The sequence below is a fragment of the uncultured Anaerococcus sp. genome (assembly GCF_963510915.1).
In the GTDB taxonomy this organism is placed as follows: Bacteria; Bacillota; Clostridia; order Tissierellales; family Peptoniphilaceae; genus Anaerococcus.
The window spans coordinates 1-16,818 of sequence record NZ_CAUPHG010000033.1 but is presented as its reverse complement, the minus strand read 5'-3'; the positions used below and the strand labels follow the sequence as shown (position 1 = coordinate 16,818).

Here is a 16,818-nt window from a genome sequence, read left to right as displayed (position 1 = left end):
CCTCTCTTTCTTGTCGCAAAGTTATTTGAAACTACTCTTGTTTGAGCCTTTTCAATTGACCTTGTAACCATTCTTGATACGATTGGTTCATTTTCATCGAAATCTGCCTTTTGAACAAATTTTGCTACAGCTTCTCCACCATTTAGTCTGATTAAATCATCTTCTAGGGATATAAAGAACCTTGACTTACCTGGGTCCCCCTGACGACCTGAACGTCCTCTTAGCTGGTTATCAATACGTCTTGATTCGTGTCTTTCAGAACCTATGATGTATAAGCCGCCTGCCTTGATTACTTCTTGTTCTTCTTCCTTAATACCAGGTCTAAATTGATCTTTATAATGTCTAAATTTCTTTCTAATATCAATGATTTCTTGGTTATCAGTAGCTGAGAATGAGTCAACTTCTTCGATTAATTCTTCGCTAGTTCCCTCTCTTCTTAGCTTTTGTTTAGCCATAAAGTCTACGTTACCACCAAGGGTGATATCTGTACCACGGCCTGCCATGTTGGTTGCAATAGTTACTGCTCCGAGCCTACCTGCTTGAGCAACAATTTCTGCTTCTCTTTCGTGGTTTTTTGCGTTTAAGACTGTATGTTTGATACCAGCTTGTTTTAAAGCTTCAGAAAGTCTCTCACTTGCTTCGATTGAGATAGTACCAACTAAGATTGGTTGGCCAGTTGCGTGGACCTTGTTAATTTCATTTATAATCGCATTAAACTTACCACGTTCGTTGATATAAACGTGATCGTTATCGTCTTGTCTTTGAACAGGTCTGTTGGTTGGAATTTCAACTACGTCTAGTTTATAGATTTCATCAAATTCGTCTTCTTCTGTTTTTGCAGTACCAGTCATACCTGATAATTTTGCGTACATTCTAAAGTAATTTTGGAAGGTAATGGTAGCAAGAGTCTTGCTTTCCGCCTTAACTTCTACTCCTTCTTTAGCCTCTATAGCTTGGTGAAGACCGTCTGAGAATCTCCTACCTTGCATGATACGACCTGTAAATTCATCTACGATTTCAACTTCGCCATGGTTTACAACATAGTCAATATCTCTTGTCATTGTTGTATTAGCCTTTAGGGCGTTGTTGATATAGTGAGATAGTTCTAGGTTTTCTGTATCAGATAGGTTGTCAATTCCAAAGAATTCTTCAGCTTTCTTTGTACCCTTTTCTGTAAGGTTTGATGTTTTTCTCTTTTCATCTACAAGGAAGTCTACATCTTCTACCTTAAATTCCCTATCAAATGGGTCTATATCAGCATCTTCATTAGGATCAAGAATCCTACCTTCAAGGGTTTGAATGAATTCATTTGCCCTCTCATAGGTATCTGTAGATTCATCACCTTGGCCTGAAATAATAAGTGGAGTTCTTGCCTCATCTATTAAGATTGAGTCCACTTCGTCCACGATTGCGTAATTTAGACCACGTTGAACCATGTCTTCCTTATAAATAACCATGTTATCTCTTAGGTAGTCGAAACCAAATTGGTTGTTTGTACCATAAGTGATATCAGCGTTGTAGTTTTCTCTTCTTTCACTATTTGTAAGTCCATAAATAATACAACCTACAGATAGACCAAGCCAGGTATGAACCTTACCCATCCACTCTTGGTCACGCTTTGCAAGGTAGTCGTTTACTGTTACTACGTGAACGCCTTTGCCAGATAAGGCATTTAAGTAAGATGGAAGTGTTGCTACAAGAGTCTTACCTTCACCTGTCTTCATTTCTGCTATCTGTCCATTATGTAGTACAATACCACCTAAAAGCTGCACTGGATAGTGCTTAATGCCTAATACCCTGTCACTTGCTTCTCTAACTACAGCAAAAGCCTCTACTAAGAGGTCATCTAGGGTCTCGCCGTTTTTTAGTCTTTCTTTAAATTCTACTGTTTTATGTTGTAACTGTTCATCAGTCAACTTTTGCATATCTTCATCTAGCGCTAGAATCTTATCAACAATTTTTTGATTTTCTTCGATTTCTTTTTGACTAAATGACTTAAATATATTAAATAATGCCAAATTTTTCACCTTCCAATTCTTCACTTATCCTACCCTTATTATACAAAATTTCAATCAAATATGGGCAATCTAGGCAAGGGTCATTCCTATTTGAACTCAAGTATTAATTTTGTAAAATAAACCGATAATGATTTTAATCCACTATACATTATATAGGCTTAGCTTCCATTATTCAATCTAAAATTCAAACTAACTTCAAATTTAACCTAAAAAGGCTCCAAATTTCTTTAGAGCCATATATATTTATTAAATAAAAATCTCATTTCATATATTATAAACCGAGAATATCTTTGTACTTCTCAAACTCATCCGGTACTTTTTTATCAAAAATCCTTTCATTTCCTCCCATGTCCCAAAAAGCTAGGTGGGTGCAATGAAGAAGCGGATGATCTAGGTTAAATTTATGCTTAAAATTCCCATAGACCGGATCTCCCAAGAGTGGGTGGTTGATATCCGTCATGTGGACTCTAATTTGGTGGGTCCTACCTGTAATTATGTGAACTTTAACCAAGCTAAAACCATCTACTTCGCTTAAAACTTCGTATTCAGAAATCGCCTTTCTTCCACTAGGTCTGACCGCCATCTTGCGTCTATTGTGAGGGTCTCTGTCCATAAAGTTTTCAATCCTTCCATTCTTTTGGTCGAAATTTCCAAAAACAATAGCCAGGTATTCTTTCCTAACCTGTCTGGTTTCAAAAAGAGTTTTTAAGTATCGATAGGCTTCGTTGGTCTTTGCTATCACCATGAGCCCTGTTGTATCCTTATCAAGCCTGTGGACAATGCCTGGCCTATCTTCCCCGCCAATGTGGGATAGGCCGTCATAGCCATATTTAAAAAGCAAAGCATTTACCAAAGTCCCTGTAACAATGGACCCTGCCGGGTGGACAATTAGGTTTTTTTGCTTGTTTATTACCGCAAAGTCATCATTTTCATAGACGATATCAAGTGGAATATCTTCTGGGACAATCTCTGGCACTTCAAAAAGTGAATCGTCTATAAAAATTTCATCACCCATCTTTAGCTTAGTTGAAGGTTTAACTACTTTCTCATTTACTTTTATTAAGGAAGCTTTGATAAAATCTTTTATCTTTTCTCTTGGTATTTCATCAAGTTCATCAGATATATATTTATCAACTCTTATAAGGTCATCTGCTATTAGTATCATGGTTCTATTATATTAGAAATTTATTTTTCTGCATGGGCTTTGCAAATTTTATTAAGCCTAAAAACTAACTTTCATATATTTATATTTTTCTAAAGAAGATGCACGTATCAAGTTAAAAAACGGCCCTCCCAGGACCGTTTTAGTTATTATTTGATTTTCTTATATCCTAGACCAGCGCCAATTAAACCAATTAGAGTAAAGCCTGTTCCAACCAAACCAGTTTTTGGGTTTTTGGCTGAATTTTTATTATTTCCTGCCATTACTTCTTCGATTTTTATAATCTTGCCGAATTGTGCTGGGTAAGATGTTAGAACTATGTCATCTGTAAAGATTTTATATTCCTTGCCTTTCTTAATTTCTAGTTTACCGAAATCTTTTTTAGGAACAAGGTACTTATCTTCCTTGTTTGATTTTCTATAAACAGTTACACCTTCTTCATCGATTTTTTCTACAACGAATGTATCAGAAAGGGTTTTTGCTGTTTCTTTCTCATTTTCTTTTTTATTTTCCATAGGTTTTCCAGCTGGTTTTTTCTTTTCAACTGGCTTTTCTTCCTTCTTTGGAGCTTCTTTTTCCAATTCCACCTTATAAATTTTTGCAAATTGGGCAGGATCTGAAGTTAGAATCTCATCTGATGTTTCAATCTTGTAAGTTTCGCCTTCTTTTGGATTTTCCTTGCCAAAATCTTTTTTAGCTATATTGTACTTATTTTCCTTGTTGTCTTTTTCGTGAACTGTTACTATATCATTAGCAATTTTTTCTACAACATATGATTTTACCATAGTCTTAGCTGGCTTCTCTTTTTCAACAATTGAGAAAATCTTTCCGAATTGGGCTGGGTCTGAATTTGTACTTACATCATTTGATGTAATTGTAAAGACTTTGCCCTTTTCTATTTTCATATTTTTAAATTCAGATTTTGGCACATTATAAAGATTTGATTCGTTTCCAACTTCATAAAGGGTGACGCCTTCTTCGTTGATTTCTTTTACAACAAAATCTCTAACAACTTTTTCTTCATCAGCCTTAACTTCACTTATGCTGTGGATTTTCGCAAATTTAGCTGGGTAGGAATTTAAAACTACATCATCGCTTTCAATTTTAACTTCCAAGCCCTCAATTAGTTCGATATCCTTAAAATCTTTTTTAGGCACATTGTAAACTTCTTCTGGGTTAGATTTCTTGTAAACATCTACTCCCTCTTCATTTATTTTTTTTACAACATAGATATCTGAAATCTTTGCCTTTGCTACTTCTTCAATTTTTTGGTCTTCTTTTATTGGTTTCTTTTCTTCATTAGCATAAGCGCTATTGATTACCATAGCGGAAATTGCTAGGGCTAGTAATAATTTAGATTTTTTCATGACACCCTCCTTAAAAATTCTCATATTAGTGTCTTTCTTAATTATATAATACCCAAATAGGTGTTAAATTTGTGTTAAATTTGTAGAAATCATATTTTTCCCAAAAAAACTGACCACCTAAGTCAAAAATTTCAACTTTTGGGGTCAGTTTATATATTTTTTAGTCTTTTAAATTTCGTAATCAAAATTATCAATTGTTCTTTTATTTTCTATATTTTCTTCACTAAGAAAATCCAACTGTCTTATCCCATTCATACTTGCAACTACTGAGGTTGGGAAAGTAACTATTTCTTGATTAAGTAGGCTAACATTGTTATTAACTATCCTCTTAGCAGCAGCCAGTTGTTCATTTTCATCATCTATTTCTTTTTGCAAATTCAAAAATTCGTCAGATGACCTTAATTCTGGATAGGCTTCAGCAAGGGCAAAAATCTTATCTATGGTTTGATCTTGATTTTTTATTGTAGTGTTAAAATCTTCTATACTATGGCTAGCTCTTGATTTAGCTAGTTCTGTAAAGGTATTTTTTTCATATCTTGCATATGATTTTGCTACATTAATCATCTCGCAAATTGTATCATATCTTTTGGCAAGGGCTATATCTACATTCTTCTTTGATTCCTCAATAACTATCCCACATCTTTTTAATTTGTTTGTTGTCTTAATAAAAAATCTAAGAAGCAAGTACAAAATTATTGGTATTAATAAAATTTTAATATTCATTAAATTACTCCTTTATAAAAATTTTTCTCAATAAACCCGCTTATAATTTTTCCCTAATTATATCCATAAGGCCATAATAATATCCTAAATTCATCCCAACTTTGTCATACTCACCACTTAGGGAAAGTTTTTCAATTTCAGATTTTTTTGATGGTAAGGCAAACATATCTTTCCATGATCGAAAACCCATCATAAGCCCATCTTCATCCATATATAACCACAAAGCAGTCCTACCTATCCAAGAGTTCATTATATTTATAATATTTGGATCAAGGATTTTTTTTGCAGCAAGCTCATCTGTTGCAAAAACCCCATAGGCATTATTAAACTCTATCGATTCTGTAAATATTTCTCTTTCCCCATCACGGATTTTTCCATAGGATATATCCATATGTGGACCATAATCATTCCTATATTTTAGGGGAACAATCCTAACATGACCTGTGGATTTAGTTCTAAAATTCATCAATAAAACCTGGCCACCAAATTCTGTTCTATAAACAAGATTCCCCTTAGAATTTCTATCCTGGGCAACAGCTTCTAAATTGAAAATCTGGGTCTCGTATTCATCAGCAAAACTTATATGGCAATTTGATTCATAACTATAGGCACGAGGAAAGATTTTATCAAAATCACTTTCTCCTAAGCTGTCATTATAATCTAGCTTAGTCCCTGGGAAAATCTCTTCTAAAATTGGATTTACAAAACCATCTACATAGTCTTCACTAATATCATGGTCAACCTTATCAGGAGACTTAAAAAATTTAAAATAGCAGATTAAGGCTATTACAAAAAGAGAATAGTAACGAGTCCTTATGAGCAAAAGTCCAATGAATCCAGCAATCAAAAGCCTATAGTCAAAAGTCTCTGTTTTTTTGCCCTTCATTTCTTCCTTAATTGCCGCAAGTTTTTCTTGAATCTGAGGAGATTTTTCTTTTTCTTCAATCCTTTTTAATGTATCAGGACTTGAAAAAGCATTATTATAATATTCTTTCATTATTTCACCCCTTTTTAATAATATACTTCCTTTTTCATGAAAACCTTATTAACAATAACATATTTTTATTAAAATTTTCTTTATTGCCTATAAGTTGTATATTAATAATAGAGAATAAAAAAAGAGAGGTAGATATGAAATTTATTTCATGGAATATAGATTCACTAAATGCGGCGCTTACTAGCGATTCAGCAAGAGCTATTATGAGTCGTTTGGTTTTAGATACAGTAGTAAAAGAAGATGCTGATGTAATTGCAATCCAAGAAACTAAACTCCCTTACACAGGACTTAGCAAAAAGCATATAGTGAAACTTGCTGAATATTTCCCTGACTATGATTATGTTTATAGGTCAAGCGAGGACCCAGCTCGTAAATCCTACGCAGGAACTATGACCCTTTACAAAAGAGGTCTAAATATCGAGGCGACTTTCCCACAAATCGGTGCCCCTTGCACTATGGATTTTGAGGGTAGGATTATCACCTTGGAGTTTGATGATTTTTACTTTACCCATGTCTATACACCAAATGCAGGAAATGGTCTTAGTAGACTAGCTGACAGGCAGGTTTGGGATAGGCTTTACGCTGATTATTTAAAAAGTCTTGACCAAAACAAGCCAGTAATTGCCGCTGGTGACTTTAATGTTGCCCACGAAGAAATCGACCTTGCTCACCCAGAAAATAACCACGAATCAGCTGGTTTTACAGATGAAGAAAGAGAAGGCTTTACAAATCTTTTAGCAAAGGGCTTTACAGACACCTTTAGGCACATCCACGGCGATGTCGAAGGCCGCTATACTTGGTGGGCCCAAAGGGTAAAAACAAGCAAAATCAACAATTCAGGCTGGAGGATAGATTATTTTCTAGTTTCTAATAGAATAAAAGATTTAATCACAAATTCAGACATGATTGACTCTGGCGAAAGACAAGACCACACCCCAATTGTTTTGGAAATTAATATATAAGTAAAAACCTTGAATGTTCCATTTTCAAATGGTCTTCAAGGTTTATTTTTGTTTGCAATTTAATTTATTTTTAACATTGATTTTAAACTCTTAGTTTTTTATCATCCATATAAACTTCATCAATTATAGCCGATCCTAAGCAAACTTCTCCGTCATAGAAAACTGCGGCTTGACCTGGGGTGACTGCCTTGGTGGCATCATAGGTCACTTCGACCTTGCCATCTCCTAGGACTTTCACATGGGCATTTATATCTGCCTGCCTATATCTGAATTTGGCTGTGCAATCAAATTCCTTTGGAGAGTCTTTGTCAGAAATTGTAGAAAATTCTGATCCATAAAGCTTGTTTGAAAATAAAAGAGGATTGTTCTTTCCTTGGCAAACTAAAAGTTCGTTTTTCTCTAAATCCTTGCCGTAAACAAACCAAGCTTCCCCCTCACCACCTATGCCAAGTCCACGTCTTTGACCGATTGTGTGATACATCAAACCGTCGTGCCTTCCCATGACACGGCCTTGGGTATCGACAATATTACCCGGCTGGGCTGGCAAATAATGAGAAAGAAATTCATTAAAATCTCTTTCACCAATGAAGCAAATTCCTGTCGAATCTTTTTTATTTGCAGTCGCAAGACCTGCTTTTTGGGCGATTTCCCTCACTTCTGACTTTTGCAAATCTCCTACCGGAAATAAAACGTCTTTTATTTGTTCTTGAGAAAGTTGGCTAAGAAAATAAGTCTGGTCCTTGTTAGAATCAAGACCCCTAAGCATCTTGGTTTCTCCATCTTTTCTATCAACTCTTGCATAATGACCTGTTGCAAGGAAGTCTGCCCCAAGATTTTTTGCAAAGTCCAAAAAGGCCTTGAATTTTATTTCCTTATTGCACATGATATCAGGATTTGGTGTCCTACCCTTCTTGTATTCATCAAGAAAGTAAGAAAAAACCCTGTCATAGTATTCTTTTTCAAAATTTATGGAATAATAAGGAATCCCGATTTGGTTACAAACAGCGACTGCATCTTCAAAGTCTTCTTCGGCAGTACAAAAGCCATTTTCATCTGTATCATCCCAGTTTTTCATGAATATCCCTGTCACATCATAGCCCTCTTCCTTCAAAAGAAGGGCTGCAACAGAGGAATCCACCCCACCAGAAATGCCTACTATTACCTTTATATCTTTTTTATCTCTCATCTCAAGTCTCCTAAAACTTCTAATAGCCTATCTATGTCTGCCTTTGTGTTTTCAAAACCTAGGCTAATTCTTAGTGAATGACTGGCTCTCTCTTGTCCATAAATTCTTTCAACTACCTTTGAAGGAATCACTGCTCCCGCCCTACAAGCTGATCCTGCAGAAACGCCTATGCCATGCATATCAAGATAAGTTAGCAAAAAGTCTGACCTATAGTCTTTAAAATAAATATTTACTATATGATCGACGGTCTTTTTTGGATTTCCATTTATTTGGTAATTAATCTTTGATTTGGCAAGACTTTCTAGTAAATAATTCTTTAAGTCTTTTATTTTTTCCCTTTCAGAAATCATAAGAGGAAAAGATTTGGCCATGGAATAGGCTCCCATCACGAATGATGTGCCTGCCCTGCGGTATTTTTCCTGCTCGCCACCCTTTATAAAAGAAGGGAGGTTTTCTCTTGCGTAAAGAAGGCCAAAACCATTAATACCCCCAATTTTGTGGCCAGAAAGGGATAAGAAGTCAATGTTCATGGCATCCACATCTATATCAAGGTGGCCGTAGGCTTGGACACAGTCAACGTGAAAAGAAATGCCCTTATCCTTTAGAAATTCACCGATTTCCTTAATCGGCATTATAAGACCCATTTCATTATTAACCATCATTACCGAAACGAGTTTCACTTCGTCAGTTATTTTCGCTTTCAAATCATCAAGGCTTATGCCTTCATCGCTCGCTTCAATTAGGATAGTATTTTCTGGCACATAAGTATTTTCGATTGAATCATGCTCGATATTAGTTGTGATTATTTTTTCATTTTTAAAAGCTGCTAGGACTGTGTTGTTTGATTCGCTAGCCCCAGATGTAAAAATTATCTGACTTGGCTTTGCTCCGATGCTTTTGGCAATGTTTTGTCTCGCTTCTTCCAAAATCTTTTTAGAATCTCTGCCAAAAGAATGACTAGAATCTGGATTGCCGTCAAATAAGTCAGCCTGATTTAATATATCTTCTAAAATTTTCTTTCTTTTTATGCTGGTTGCCGCATAGTCAAAATAAATCTTCTTCATTCTTTCAATATACTTGTCTAGCGCTTCTATTCAAGATTTTTAGCCAAAGTAAAACCAGCACTAAGCTGGTTAATTTTACTTATTTATCATTTTGTAAATAAAGGTTATTGGTCCAAAAATATAGGAAACTAGGTGGACTGTCTTGTGTGTTAAGAAAAAAATATCTCCAATTTTCTCATTAACTATATCGTAGACAAAAACCATGGTAAAAACCGAAATGCCAAAGTATATAGTCGGTATAATGGCTAATCCTTTAAATGGATCAACTTTAAAATATTCGGTCATAAGTAAATAATATCCACCAAAACCAACAAGTCCAAAAATAAATACTAAAAAATCGTAAAAATCAAATTTCTTTTTCATATTCTTCTTCCTTTCTCATCTTCTTTGTATAAATATAGGCTAAAAACAAAAAGTAAATAAGGGCAATTAAATAAAGCCTTTGGTCTATCCCTTCGAGAATAAATTTGTAAGTAAGAGCAAGACTTATGGGCCTAAAAAAGCTAAAAAACCCTAGGTCATTTTTTAATAATTTATAAAAATCTATCGCTCCAAAAATTACTAGAGCCATTAAAAACAAATTATTTTCCATAATCTTCCTCCTCAAGGTCTAGGCAAATTTTGGCTCGTCCCCCATTTTCATTTGCTAAAATAAGGTCACCTCTCATGGAAGCTATATAAGAATCTGCTATAAAAAGCCCCATGCCTGTCCCCTTGCCAGAAGTCCTGCCGTAATTATCTGTATAGAAGAGTTTTTTCCCATCCCTTAGGCTTTTTTCATCAAAACCTGCCCCATCATCGGCAACCGTAATTATTAATTTATTATCTTTTTTCATGACCTCTAGCCAAACCACACTCTTTTTGTGCTCAAAGGCATTGGTTAATAGTTGGCTAAGAGCCTTATCAAACCTCTTTTTATCAATCTTAATATAAAAACCACCTTTGAAATTTATTTTATTTGTAAGATTGATTTTTTCTTCCTTCATATCTTCAAAAAGTGATAAGTTTGCTTTAAGATTTGCCATTAATTCCGAAAGTGAAATTTTTTCTAAGTGAATTTCATCAATAAAGCCCCCGCTTACCTCCATCAAATCATCAATATAAGCGGAAATTTTTTCGCTTTCTCCCTTGATTTTAGAAATCCTCTTTTGGTTTTTTGGGTCAGTTGATTTTATCATTGAAAGATTAGTATTTATCACCGTAAGAGGCGTTTTCATATCGTGGGAAATGGCTGCTAGACTTGTTTTTATAAAAATATCTTTTTGTCTTATTTTTTCATTTTTATCTTTAATAGTTTTTGCTATGATGTCAAATTCAGCAAGGTCTATGTCTTTATCATAGTCATCTGTTCTTATAGCTTCTTCAAGAGTCCTTAAATCTTTTAGTATATTTTTATCAATTCCCATGTAAAGTTTTCTTAGAAAATATAGAGAATAAATCATAAAAACTCCCATAGGAAAATCACTTTTTAGCCTTATGGGATAAAGGTATTCAGCAGTTAATTTTATAGCCAAAATCGTAAGGATGCCATAAACTAAAACCCTCAAGAAATTATCTATCAAAAGAGAAAACACCAAGTTTTTCACTCGTTTTTCCATTTATATCCCTCCTTCCAAACATTTTCTACCGGGTCATCTGCTCCGATTTCTAGGATTTTCTTCCTTATATTATAAATATGGGTCACAATTGTTTTTTCAGATATAGAATCAAAATTGTCCGACACCATGGAAAGTATGCTCTCTTTTGAAAGAATCCTCCCCCTATTTACATAAAGAATGTTTAAAATCTTTTTCTCTTGACTTGTAAAATAAACCTTATTTTCATTTTTCTTTACAAAACCCGTTTCAAAATCAAAGGTAGTTTCCTTGTAGTTTATTTTTCTATTTTCAAATGGCCTTAGCTTGGCTTTTATCCTAGCGAGTAAGATGTCCGGATCAAATGGCTTCTTAATATAATCGTCCGCACCTAATTTTAAGCCCCTTAGCTCATCATCTTTACCAGCTTTAGCAGTAAGGATTATTATTGGCCTGTTTATCTCATCTCTTATCAATTTCAAATAATCAAGGCCATCCAATTCTCCAAGCATCAAGTCTAAAATTATCAAGGAATACTTATTTAAACTAAGATAATCTTCAATTTCTCTTAAATCAAGAAAATAATCAACCCCATAGCCTTCACCTTCCAATAAGTCTTTGAGGGATTCTACAAGAGCCAAATTATCTTCAATTATACAAATATCCATTCTCTCACCTCTTCTTTATTATAAGCGATTATTATCAAGAATTGATAAAGACCACAAAAAAACCAGACCCTAGGCCCGGCTAATTTATCATGCTATTTCAATTTTCATCTTTGCAGAGAAAGTTCCCCCAGCTTTTAAAATATAAGGCTCTCCACCCTTTACAAAGGACTTGCCATTGTAGCAAGGCTCCACACACCTATAGTCATCTAAAAAGTCTGTCCATATGGCGAACTTGTGGAAATTATCATTTATAATTTTAACCCTAAAATTATCTGCCTTAAAAGATACTGCACTTGCATCTAGGAAGAAGGTGTCTTTTAGATCAAAATCTCCAAAATCAAGACCATCTACCAAAAAATCATCCCCTGCCCTAAAATAAGGGTGGAAACCTGGAGCAAGAGGCAATTCTTTTTCAGAATTATTTACCATTTTAATCTCTCCGATTAAATAATTTTCACCAAGCTCATAGCTTATAAAAGAATCCATCCCCTCATAACCACACTTGCCTTTAAGGTGAAAAACAACCTTACTTGGACTTTGATCAATAATTTCCCAATCATAATCTCTGCCATAGCCGTGGTCTTTTAAGTCATTAATCTCGCTTGGCCCAAATGATGGAAGGCAAGGGTGAGAACCTCCCCTGATTTTCTTTTTGCCCCCTATTTCTGTTTCAAACTTAGGGAAAAATACGTCCTTACCGTCATAGATAAATTCGTCTATGTAAGCTCCGTTTGTGTCTGCAATTAGCTTAGTTTTCTTATTTGTTAGTTCAATTTTCATCTTAACTCCTTATCCTATACGACCATTATTAAGGTGCCTATTGTTATTAAAATTGTTCCGATTATTGCTTTTTTGCTAGCAAGTTCACCCAAAAAGACAAAGGCAAAGATTAGGGTAAAAGCTACACTTAGCTTGTCTATTGGCACAACTTTGGAAGCGTCTGCCATTTGAAGAGCTTTATAAAAGGCAAGCCAGGATATACCAGTGGCAAGACCTGATAGGATTAGAAATGCCATTGATTTCTTGCTAATTTCTGATAGATCATGTTGACCTCCGACTACAAAGACCATAATCCATGAAAATATTAGGACTACAGTCGTCCTGATGGCAGTCGCTAGGTTTGAATTGATATCTGAAATCCCGATTTTAGCTAAGATTGATGTTAGGGCTGCAAAAATAGCAGATACCAGTGCGTAAAAATATGCCATATCTTCTCCTTAAAAAACTCCCCCATCAAGGGAGAGTATAATTAATTATCAAATTCATCAGCTAGGATATTTTTAAGAACTTCTGCCTCTTCTGTTGTAAGGGTGATTCCCTTGCTCATCCTAGTATGGTCTTCATTCCAATCTCTAATGTCATATTTAGCTTCTCTTTCATTCCAGCTAACAAGGTTTAACTCTTTAGTCCAACCCTTGGCATTGGTAGAAAGAATACCAATATTTTCCACTATATCGTATTTTATTGCCATAATTCACTCTCCTAATATCAATATATGTTCATTTTTTATTTATTCAATCTCAAACGCCTATTAACTTCTGTTTGGACTTTCTTGTAGTCGTAACCTGCATAAGTTAGACGTTTTCTTCTTTCTTTGCCATATGACCAATGGCCAGCAATAACTTCCTTTACTAGGTCGTCATAATTTTTCCTAGACTTGCCCTTGATTATCAAAGGATAATCTTTATATAAGAAACTTTTATCAACATTACCATTATAGCCTTTTACTCTTCCCTTTTCGGTATATTGCCAGCTATCAAAATCTGTTTCTTTATATCTAGTAAAACCTGATTTAACATAGTTTGCTAACCAGAAATTTCCCCTATTTCTAATTTCTTTTGTTAGGTACTTTTTGGCAAAATTTGGATATGAATAAACACCAGCCACATAACCATTTCTTTCCATAATTTTTAAGAAAGTATCAGCAGCGCTAGAAATATTTTTCATGTTTGACTTTGCTTGTTTTAGACTATCTTCAATGTCTAAATAAATCGGTAGGGAAACATTTTTATCTTTTACATAGTCAAGAACATAATTAGCTTCTCGGGTTGCTTCTTGTGGATTTGTTGCCCTTGAATAATGGTAAAACCCTATTGGTACATTTCTCTTGTTCAAGTTTCTATAATGAGTATCTACATGGTGGTCGCGTCTTGGGTAATAGACTCTTTCGCCTGTATAATCATCTATCTTGTAAGTTGTAATTGATGCTCTTAGGATAGCTCCATCTATATCTTTGGCAAACTTATCATAGTTTATAGCACTAGGATTTTGGTGCTCACTTATGTCTACTACCTTTGTATATACAGGAGTTTTTGGATGAATATCTGGTCTTTTACCCTCAACTTCCACCTCTTCTATGAGATCTTCTTCTTCTTCGGCTGCCTTAACACCAGGTTTTTGATTTTTATTATCTTTTGCCAAACCTACATTCTGAAGCTGGTCTTTTAGAGGATCTGTCTTAGCAGCATATTTTACAAGAATATCATCAAGGTTACTTGCATCATACATTACAATGTCACTTGCGTGGGCTAGGCTAGGTGTCCCAATTAAAAGTGCCACGCCAATAGCTATTACTTTTTTTAATTTCATACTTATATCTCCAATACATCTGTTAGGTCTATATGACAATAGCCTGTTGGGTTTTTCTTTAAATAATCTTGGTGGTAGGCTTCTGCCCTCACATAAGTCCTTAATTTTTCTACTTCCACTTGAATTTTTCTGTCTCTTAGTCCTTGCTTACTAGCTAGAAACTTTCTTGCAAAAGTTAGGTCTTCTAAGTTTTCAGAATAAATTCCTGTCCTATATTGACGACCCATGTCATTGCCCTGTTTATTTAGAGAAAAAGGGTCTATAATGTAGAAAAAATGTTCAAGGATTTGTTCTAAGGAAATTATCCCTTCATCAAAGGTCAGCTTAACAGTTTCTGCAAAATCAGTTTTATATAAATCTTCATAGCTAGTTGTTTCGGTTTTACCATTAGCATACCCTACTTCTGTAGATTTTACCCCATCTAGGTTTGAAAAGTAAGCATCTACTCCCCAAAAACATCCACCTGCTAAGTATATTTCCTTCATTTTTCACTCCTTTTAGCTATCTCTACAAAATCAGTTCTCCTGTGACTTCTCTCTTTAAAAGTCCTAAGCGAACTTGAAAAAGAAGATGATAACAAAACTCCAAAAGCTATAGCTGCTGCTATTCCAAGAGCCTTGTATAAGTAGCCTACCGCAACATAGTTATCGTTAGAAATAAAGTTTGTCATCGACTTATAAATCGCTTCTCCTGGGCATAGGTTTATAATACCCGGCAGAATAAAAACACTTGCTGGATAATGGTAGATTCTTGCCAAAACCTCTGCAGTAGCCGCCATTACTAGGGCTGAAATCAAAGAACCGAGGTAGACAGAACCAGTAAATTCTAAGGTCGCTTTGAAAATCACCCAGCCAAAACCAGCAGCAAGACTTGCAATATAAATAGCTTTTTTGGGTAAATTAAATATCAATCCAAAACCAATTGCTGCTATGGTTGATATAATAAATTCTCTAATATAAAACATCTTACCCCCAAATCTTCATTATAGTAATTGGAGTACCAACACCCATAGCAAGGGCTGTTGATATTAAAATACCAATTACCGCTCCGGTTAAGCCTGATGTTGCATCCCCACTCATCAAATCTCTCATGGCATTTGTAATCGTAATTCCTGGAAGAAGAGCCATCATTGATGAAACAATTATTATTCCAGACTTAATATCTGGGATAAAATGGGCAGCAATTATAGTTAGGATTGAAACTATCACTCCATAGAGGTAGTTTACCACAAAATAACCAATTCCATTTTGCTCCATAAAGTTTGCAGCATAGTAGGAAAGCATCCCAACTATTATAGAAATCGCCATTTCATTCTGACCCCCACTTAAAAGTAGAGAAAAGGCTCCAGCGGCGATTGCTCCCCCAAAAATCCTTTCAAAAAGTGGTCTACCCTTGCTCTCCTTAATTTTTTTAAGCTCAATCAAAGCCTCTTCCAAGCTGAATTTCCCAACACAAAAATCTCTTGAAAACTGGTTTACCTTGTCTATATAAAAAAGATTATTAGACCTGTTTTTTACCCTTCTAACATTAGTGTGTACCTCATTATCAAAGGTAAAAGAAAGGATAATTACATTAAAAGTCGAGTAGACATCTACGTCTTTTGCATTTGTCTTACTTCTTATTATTCTTTCTACAGTATCCTCTACCCTATATATCTCTGCCCCATTTTCAAGCATGATAGCTCCCGCATTTGAGGCCACTTCAGATAACAAGTCGGCTGATTTTTCATTCTTAATTATATCGTGCATGGTTTTTCCTATAGATAATTATTTTTATATTTCTTTATATTTTCTTCTGACAAAAACTCATAGGCATCGTTAATTTCTTGGAATTTTTCCTTGGCACCTGGCTCCTTATTTAAGTCTGGATGATATTTTTTAGCAAGCTTCCTGTACTGGAGCTTAACCTCGTAAATATCAGTATTGACTGGTACACCAAGTTTACTTGTTGCAAGCTCATACTTTTCCTTAAAACCAAGATCATTTACACCAGCAAATCCACCGCCATAATTACCACCATTAAAGCCACCAAAATTACCTTGGTTAAAATCTCTAGCATCATAGTAAGTGAAATTTCCAAAGAGGTCTTCAAAGTAGTTATACATCTCTTCTTGACGGCGACGAGCTTCTTCTTCGGCCTGTCTTTGTCTTTCTCTTTCTTGATCAACCCTATATTTTTCAGAATAATCCGAAATATTTTCAAACCCAACCTTTTCTCCAGTCAACAAGTAATTTGCTCTATCATATAGCCATTCTGTAAGCACATAATTACCATACCTTAATATAGAAATAAACTTAGGCCCAAGTATTGGTATTACAAGAATTATAAAAATCGCATACCATACCTTGGCTGGCAAAAATAATAAAAGAGTTGGAAGGAAAATAAAAGTCGAACAGCCCACCATAAAGACAAGCGCCAAAAGAGTCCTAATTCCTTCAAAGGTCATCACTAATATATTCATAAAGTTGATTAGAACTGTAAAAATCGTCCCAATCAAGGTTCCTAAAC

At 34.8% G+C, this 16,818-nt stretch carries 20 protein-coding genes; 1 reads left to right on the top strand and 19 read right to left on the bottom strand.

Translation table 11 applies throughout. The annotated features are described in order from the left end of the window. From secA to RQ893_RS04330, 5 genes are all read right to left on the bottom strand, one after another. Positions 1 to 2,018 (bottom strand): preprotein translocase subunit SecA (gene secA, locus RQ893_RS04350; protein ID WP_311481830.1); only part of this gene is annotated, 2,018 nt, incomplete at its 3' end. Between the two features lie 271 nt (positions 2,019 to 2,289). Next, complete coding sequence (locus RQ893_RS04345; protein ID WP_311481829.1) at positions 2,290 to 3,183, bottom strand: RluA family pseudouridine synthase; 894 nt, start codon at positions 3,181 to 3,183, stop codon at positions 2,290 to 2,292. A gap of 146 nt (positions 3,184 to 3,329) precedes the next feature. Further along, positions 3,330 to 4,547, bottom strand: coding sequence for a hypothetical protein (locus RQ893_RS04340; protein WP_311481828.1), 1,218 nt, complete (start codon positions 4,545 to 4,547; stop codon positions 3,330 to 3,332). Positions 4,548 to 4,715: 168 nt separating this feature from the next. Next, positions 4,716 to 5,270: a LemA family protein gene (locus tag RQ893_RS04335; RefSeq protein ID WP_311481827.1), complete on the bottom strand. Its 555-nt coding sequence runs from the start codon at positions 5,268 to 5,270 to the stop codon at positions 4,716 to 4,718. 40 nt (positions 5,271 to 5,310) lie between these two features. Next, entirely contained in the window at positions 5,311 to 6,267 is a 957-nt protein-coding gene (locus RQ893_RS04330) for a DUF3137 domain-containing protein (RefSeq protein ID WP_311481826.1), read from the bottom strand. A 134-nt stretch (positions 6,268 to 6,401) separates the two neighbouring features. Here RQ893_RS04330 and RQ893_RS04325 point away from each other — a divergent pair, with 134 nt between their 5' ends. Further along, entirely contained in the window at positions 6,402 to 7,229 is an 828-nt protein-coding gene (locus RQ893_RS04325) for an exodeoxyribonuclease III (protein WP_311481825.1), read from the top strand. Between the two features lie 82 nt (positions 7,230 to 7,311). Here the strand turns inward: RQ893_RS04325 and mnmA are convergent, their stop codons facing one another. The 14 genes from mnmA to RQ893_RS04255 all read right to left on the bottom strand — a co-directional run. Then, positions 7,312 to 8,415 carry a tRNA 2-thiouridine(34) synthase MnmA gene (mnmA, locus tag RQ893_RS04320; RefSeq protein WP_311481824.1) on the bottom strand — a complete coding sequence of 368 codons (1,104 nt, stop codon included), beginning with the start codon at positions 8,413 to 8,415 and terminating at the stop codon, positions 7,312 to 7,314. Then, entirely contained in the window at positions 8,412 to 9,479 is a 1,068-nt protein-coding gene (locus tag RQ893_RS04315; RefSeq protein ID WP_311481823.1) for a cysteine desulfurase family protein, read from the bottom strand. The genes mnmA and RQ893_RS04315 overlap by 4 nt, the downstream gene beginning before the upstream one ends. Before the next feature lie 75 nt (positions 9,480 to 9,554). Then, positions 9,555 to 9,842 (bottom strand): hypothetical protein, encoded by a 288-nt coding sequence (locus RQ893_RS04310; protein WP_311481822.1) that lies wholly within the window; start codon positions 9,840 to 9,842, stop codon positions 9,555 to 9,557. Next, positions 9,826 to 10,071 (bottom strand): hypothetical protein, encoded by a 246-nt coding sequence (locus RQ893_RS04305; protein ID WP_311481821.1) that lies wholly within the window; start codon positions 10,069 to 10,071, stop codon positions 9,826 to 9,828. Before RQ893_RS04305 ends, RQ893_RS04310 begins: the two co-directional genes overlap by 17 nt. Then, entirely contained in the window at positions 10,061 to 11,077 is a 1,017-nt protein-coding gene (locus tag RQ893_RS04300) for a HAMP domain-containing sensor histidine kinase (RefSeq protein WP_311481820.1), read from the bottom strand. Before RQ893_RS04300 ends, RQ893_RS04305 begins: the two co-directional genes overlap by 11 nt. Further along, complete coding sequence (locus tag RQ893_RS04295) at positions 11,062 to 11,721, bottom strand: response regulator transcription factor (RefSeq protein WP_311481819.1); 660 nt, start codon at positions 11,719 to 11,721, stop codon at positions 11,062 to 11,064. The genes RQ893_RS04300 and RQ893_RS04295 overlap by 16 nt, the downstream gene beginning before the upstream one ends. Positions 11,722 to 11,808: 87 nt before the next feature. Beyond that, entirely contained in the window at positions 11,809 to 12,501 is a 693-nt protein-coding gene (locus tag RQ893_RS04290) for an aldose epimerase (protein WP_311481818.1), read from the bottom strand. Positions 12,502 to 12,515: 14 nt separating this feature from the next. Then, positions 12,516 to 12,929, bottom strand: coding sequence for an EamA family transporter (locus tag RQ893_RS04285; protein ID WP_311481817.1), 414 nt, complete (start codon positions 12,927 to 12,929; stop codon positions 12,516 to 12,518). 41 nt (positions 12,930 to 12,970) lie between these two features. Beyond that, entirely contained in the window at positions 12,971 to 13,192 is a 222-nt protein-coding gene (locus tag RQ893_RS04280; protein WP_311481816.1) for a PC4/YdbC family ssDNA-binding protein, read from the bottom strand. Positions 13,193 to 13,227: 35 nt separating this feature from the next. Beyond that, positions 13,228 to 14,310 (bottom strand): GH25 family lysozyme, encoded by a 1,083-nt coding sequence (locus tag RQ893_RS04275; protein WP_311481815.1) that lies wholly within the window; start codon positions 14,308 to 14,310, stop codon positions 13,228 to 13,230. 2 nt (positions 14,311 to 14,312) lie between these two features. Then, entirely contained in the window at positions 14,313 to 14,795 is a 483-nt protein-coding gene (gene msrA / locus RQ893_RS04270; RefSeq protein WP_311481814.1) for a peptide-methionine (S)-S-oxide reductase MsrA, read from the bottom strand. Next, entirely contained in the window at positions 14,792 to 15,274 is a 483-nt protein-coding gene (locus tag RQ893_RS04265) for a threonine/serine exporter family protein (RefSeq protein ID WP_311481813.1), read from the bottom strand. The genes msrA and RQ893_RS04265 overlap by 4 nt, the downstream gene beginning before the upstream one ends. A 1-nt stretch (position 15,275) precedes the next feature. Next, positions 15,276 to 16,058 (bottom strand): threonine/serine exporter family protein, encoded by a 783-nt coding sequence (locus RQ893_RS04260; RefSeq protein ID WP_311481812.1) that lies wholly within the window; start codon positions 16,056 to 16,058, stop codon positions 15,276 to 15,278. A gap of 8 nt (positions 16,059 to 16,066) precedes the next feature. Then, the coding region (locus RQ893_RS04255; protein WP_311481811.1) for a DnaJ domain-containing protein at positions 16,067 to 16,818 on the bottom strand (752 nt) is incomplete at its 5' end.

What these genes read in the sequence shown, in the direction of transcription:
- RQ893_RS04345 (WP_311481829.1), bottom strand. Translation starts at nt 3,183, where the DNA reads ATGATACTAATAGCAGATGACCTTATAAGAGTTGATAAATATATATCT.
- RQ893_RS04340 (WP_311481828.1), bottom strand. Translation starts at nt 4,547, where the DNA reads ATGAAAAAATCTAAATTATTACTAGCCCTAGCAATTTCCGCTATGGTA.
- RQ893_RS04335 (WP_311481827.1), bottom strand. Translation starts at nt 5,270, where the DNA reads ATGAATATTAAAATTTTATTAATACCAATAATTTTGTACTTGCTTCTT.
- RQ893_RS04330 (WP_311481826.1), bottom strand. Translation starts at nt 6,267, where the DNA reads ATGAAAGAATATTATAATAATGCTTTTTCAAGTCCTGATACATTAAAA.
- RQ893_RS04325 (WP_311481825.1), top strand. Translation starts at nt 6,402, where the DNA reads ATGAAATTTATTTCATGGAATATAGATTCACTAAATGCGGCGCTTACT.
- mnmA (WP_311481824.1), bottom strand. Translation starts at nt 8,415, where the DNA reads ATGAGAGATAAAAAAGATATAAAGGTAATAGTAGGCATTTCTGGTGGG.
- RQ893_RS04315 (WP_311481823.1), bottom strand. Translation starts at nt 9,479, where the DNA reads ATGAAGAAGATTTATTTTGACTATGCGGCAACCAGCATAAAAAGAAAG.
- RQ893_RS04310 (WP_311481822.1), bottom strand. Translation starts at nt 9,842, where the DNA reads ATGAAAAAGAAATTTGATTTTTACGATTTTTTAGTATTTATTTTTGGA.
- RQ893_RS04305 (WP_311481821.1), bottom strand. Translation starts at nt 10,071, where the DNA reads ATGGAAAATAATTTGTTTTTAATGGCTCTAGTAATTTTTGGAGCGATA.
- RQ893_RS04300 (WP_311481820.1), bottom strand. Translation starts at nt 11,077, where the DNA reads ATGGAAAAACGAGTGAAAAACTTGGTGTTTTCTCTTTTGATAGATAAT.
- RQ893_RS04295 (WP_311481819.1), bottom strand. Translation starts at nt 11,721, where the DNA reads ATGGATATTTGTATAATTGAAGATAATTTGGCTCTTGTAGAATCCCTC.
- RQ893_RS04290 (WP_311481818.1), bottom strand. Translation starts at nt 12,501, where the DNA reads ATGAAAATTGAACTAACAAATAAGAAAACTAAGCTAATTGCAGACACA.
- RQ893_RS04285 (WP_311481817.1), bottom strand. Translation starts at nt 12,929, where the DNA reads ATGGCATATTTTTACGCACTGGTATCTGCTATTTTTGCAGCCCTAACA.
- RQ893_RS04280 (WP_311481816.1), bottom strand. Translation starts at nt 13,192, where the DNA reads ATGGCAATAAAATACGATATAGTGGAAAATATTGGTATTCTTTCTACC.
- RQ893_RS04275 (WP_311481815.1), bottom strand. Translation starts at nt 14,310, where the DNA reads ATGAAATTAAAAAAAGTAATAGCTATTGGCGTGGCACTTTTAATTGGG.
- msrA (WP_311481814.1), bottom strand. Translation starts at nt 14,795, where the DNA reads ATGAAGGAAATATACTTAGCAGGTGGATGTTTTTGGGGAGTAGATGCT.
- RQ893_RS04265 (WP_311481813.1), bottom strand. Translation starts at nt 15,274, where the DNA reads ATGTTTTATATTAGAGAATTTATTATATCAACCATAGCAGCAATTGGT.
- RQ893_RS04260 (WP_311481812.1), bottom strand. Translation starts at nt 16,058, where the DNA reads ATGCACGATATAATTAAGAATGAAAAATCAGCCGACTTGTTATCTGAA.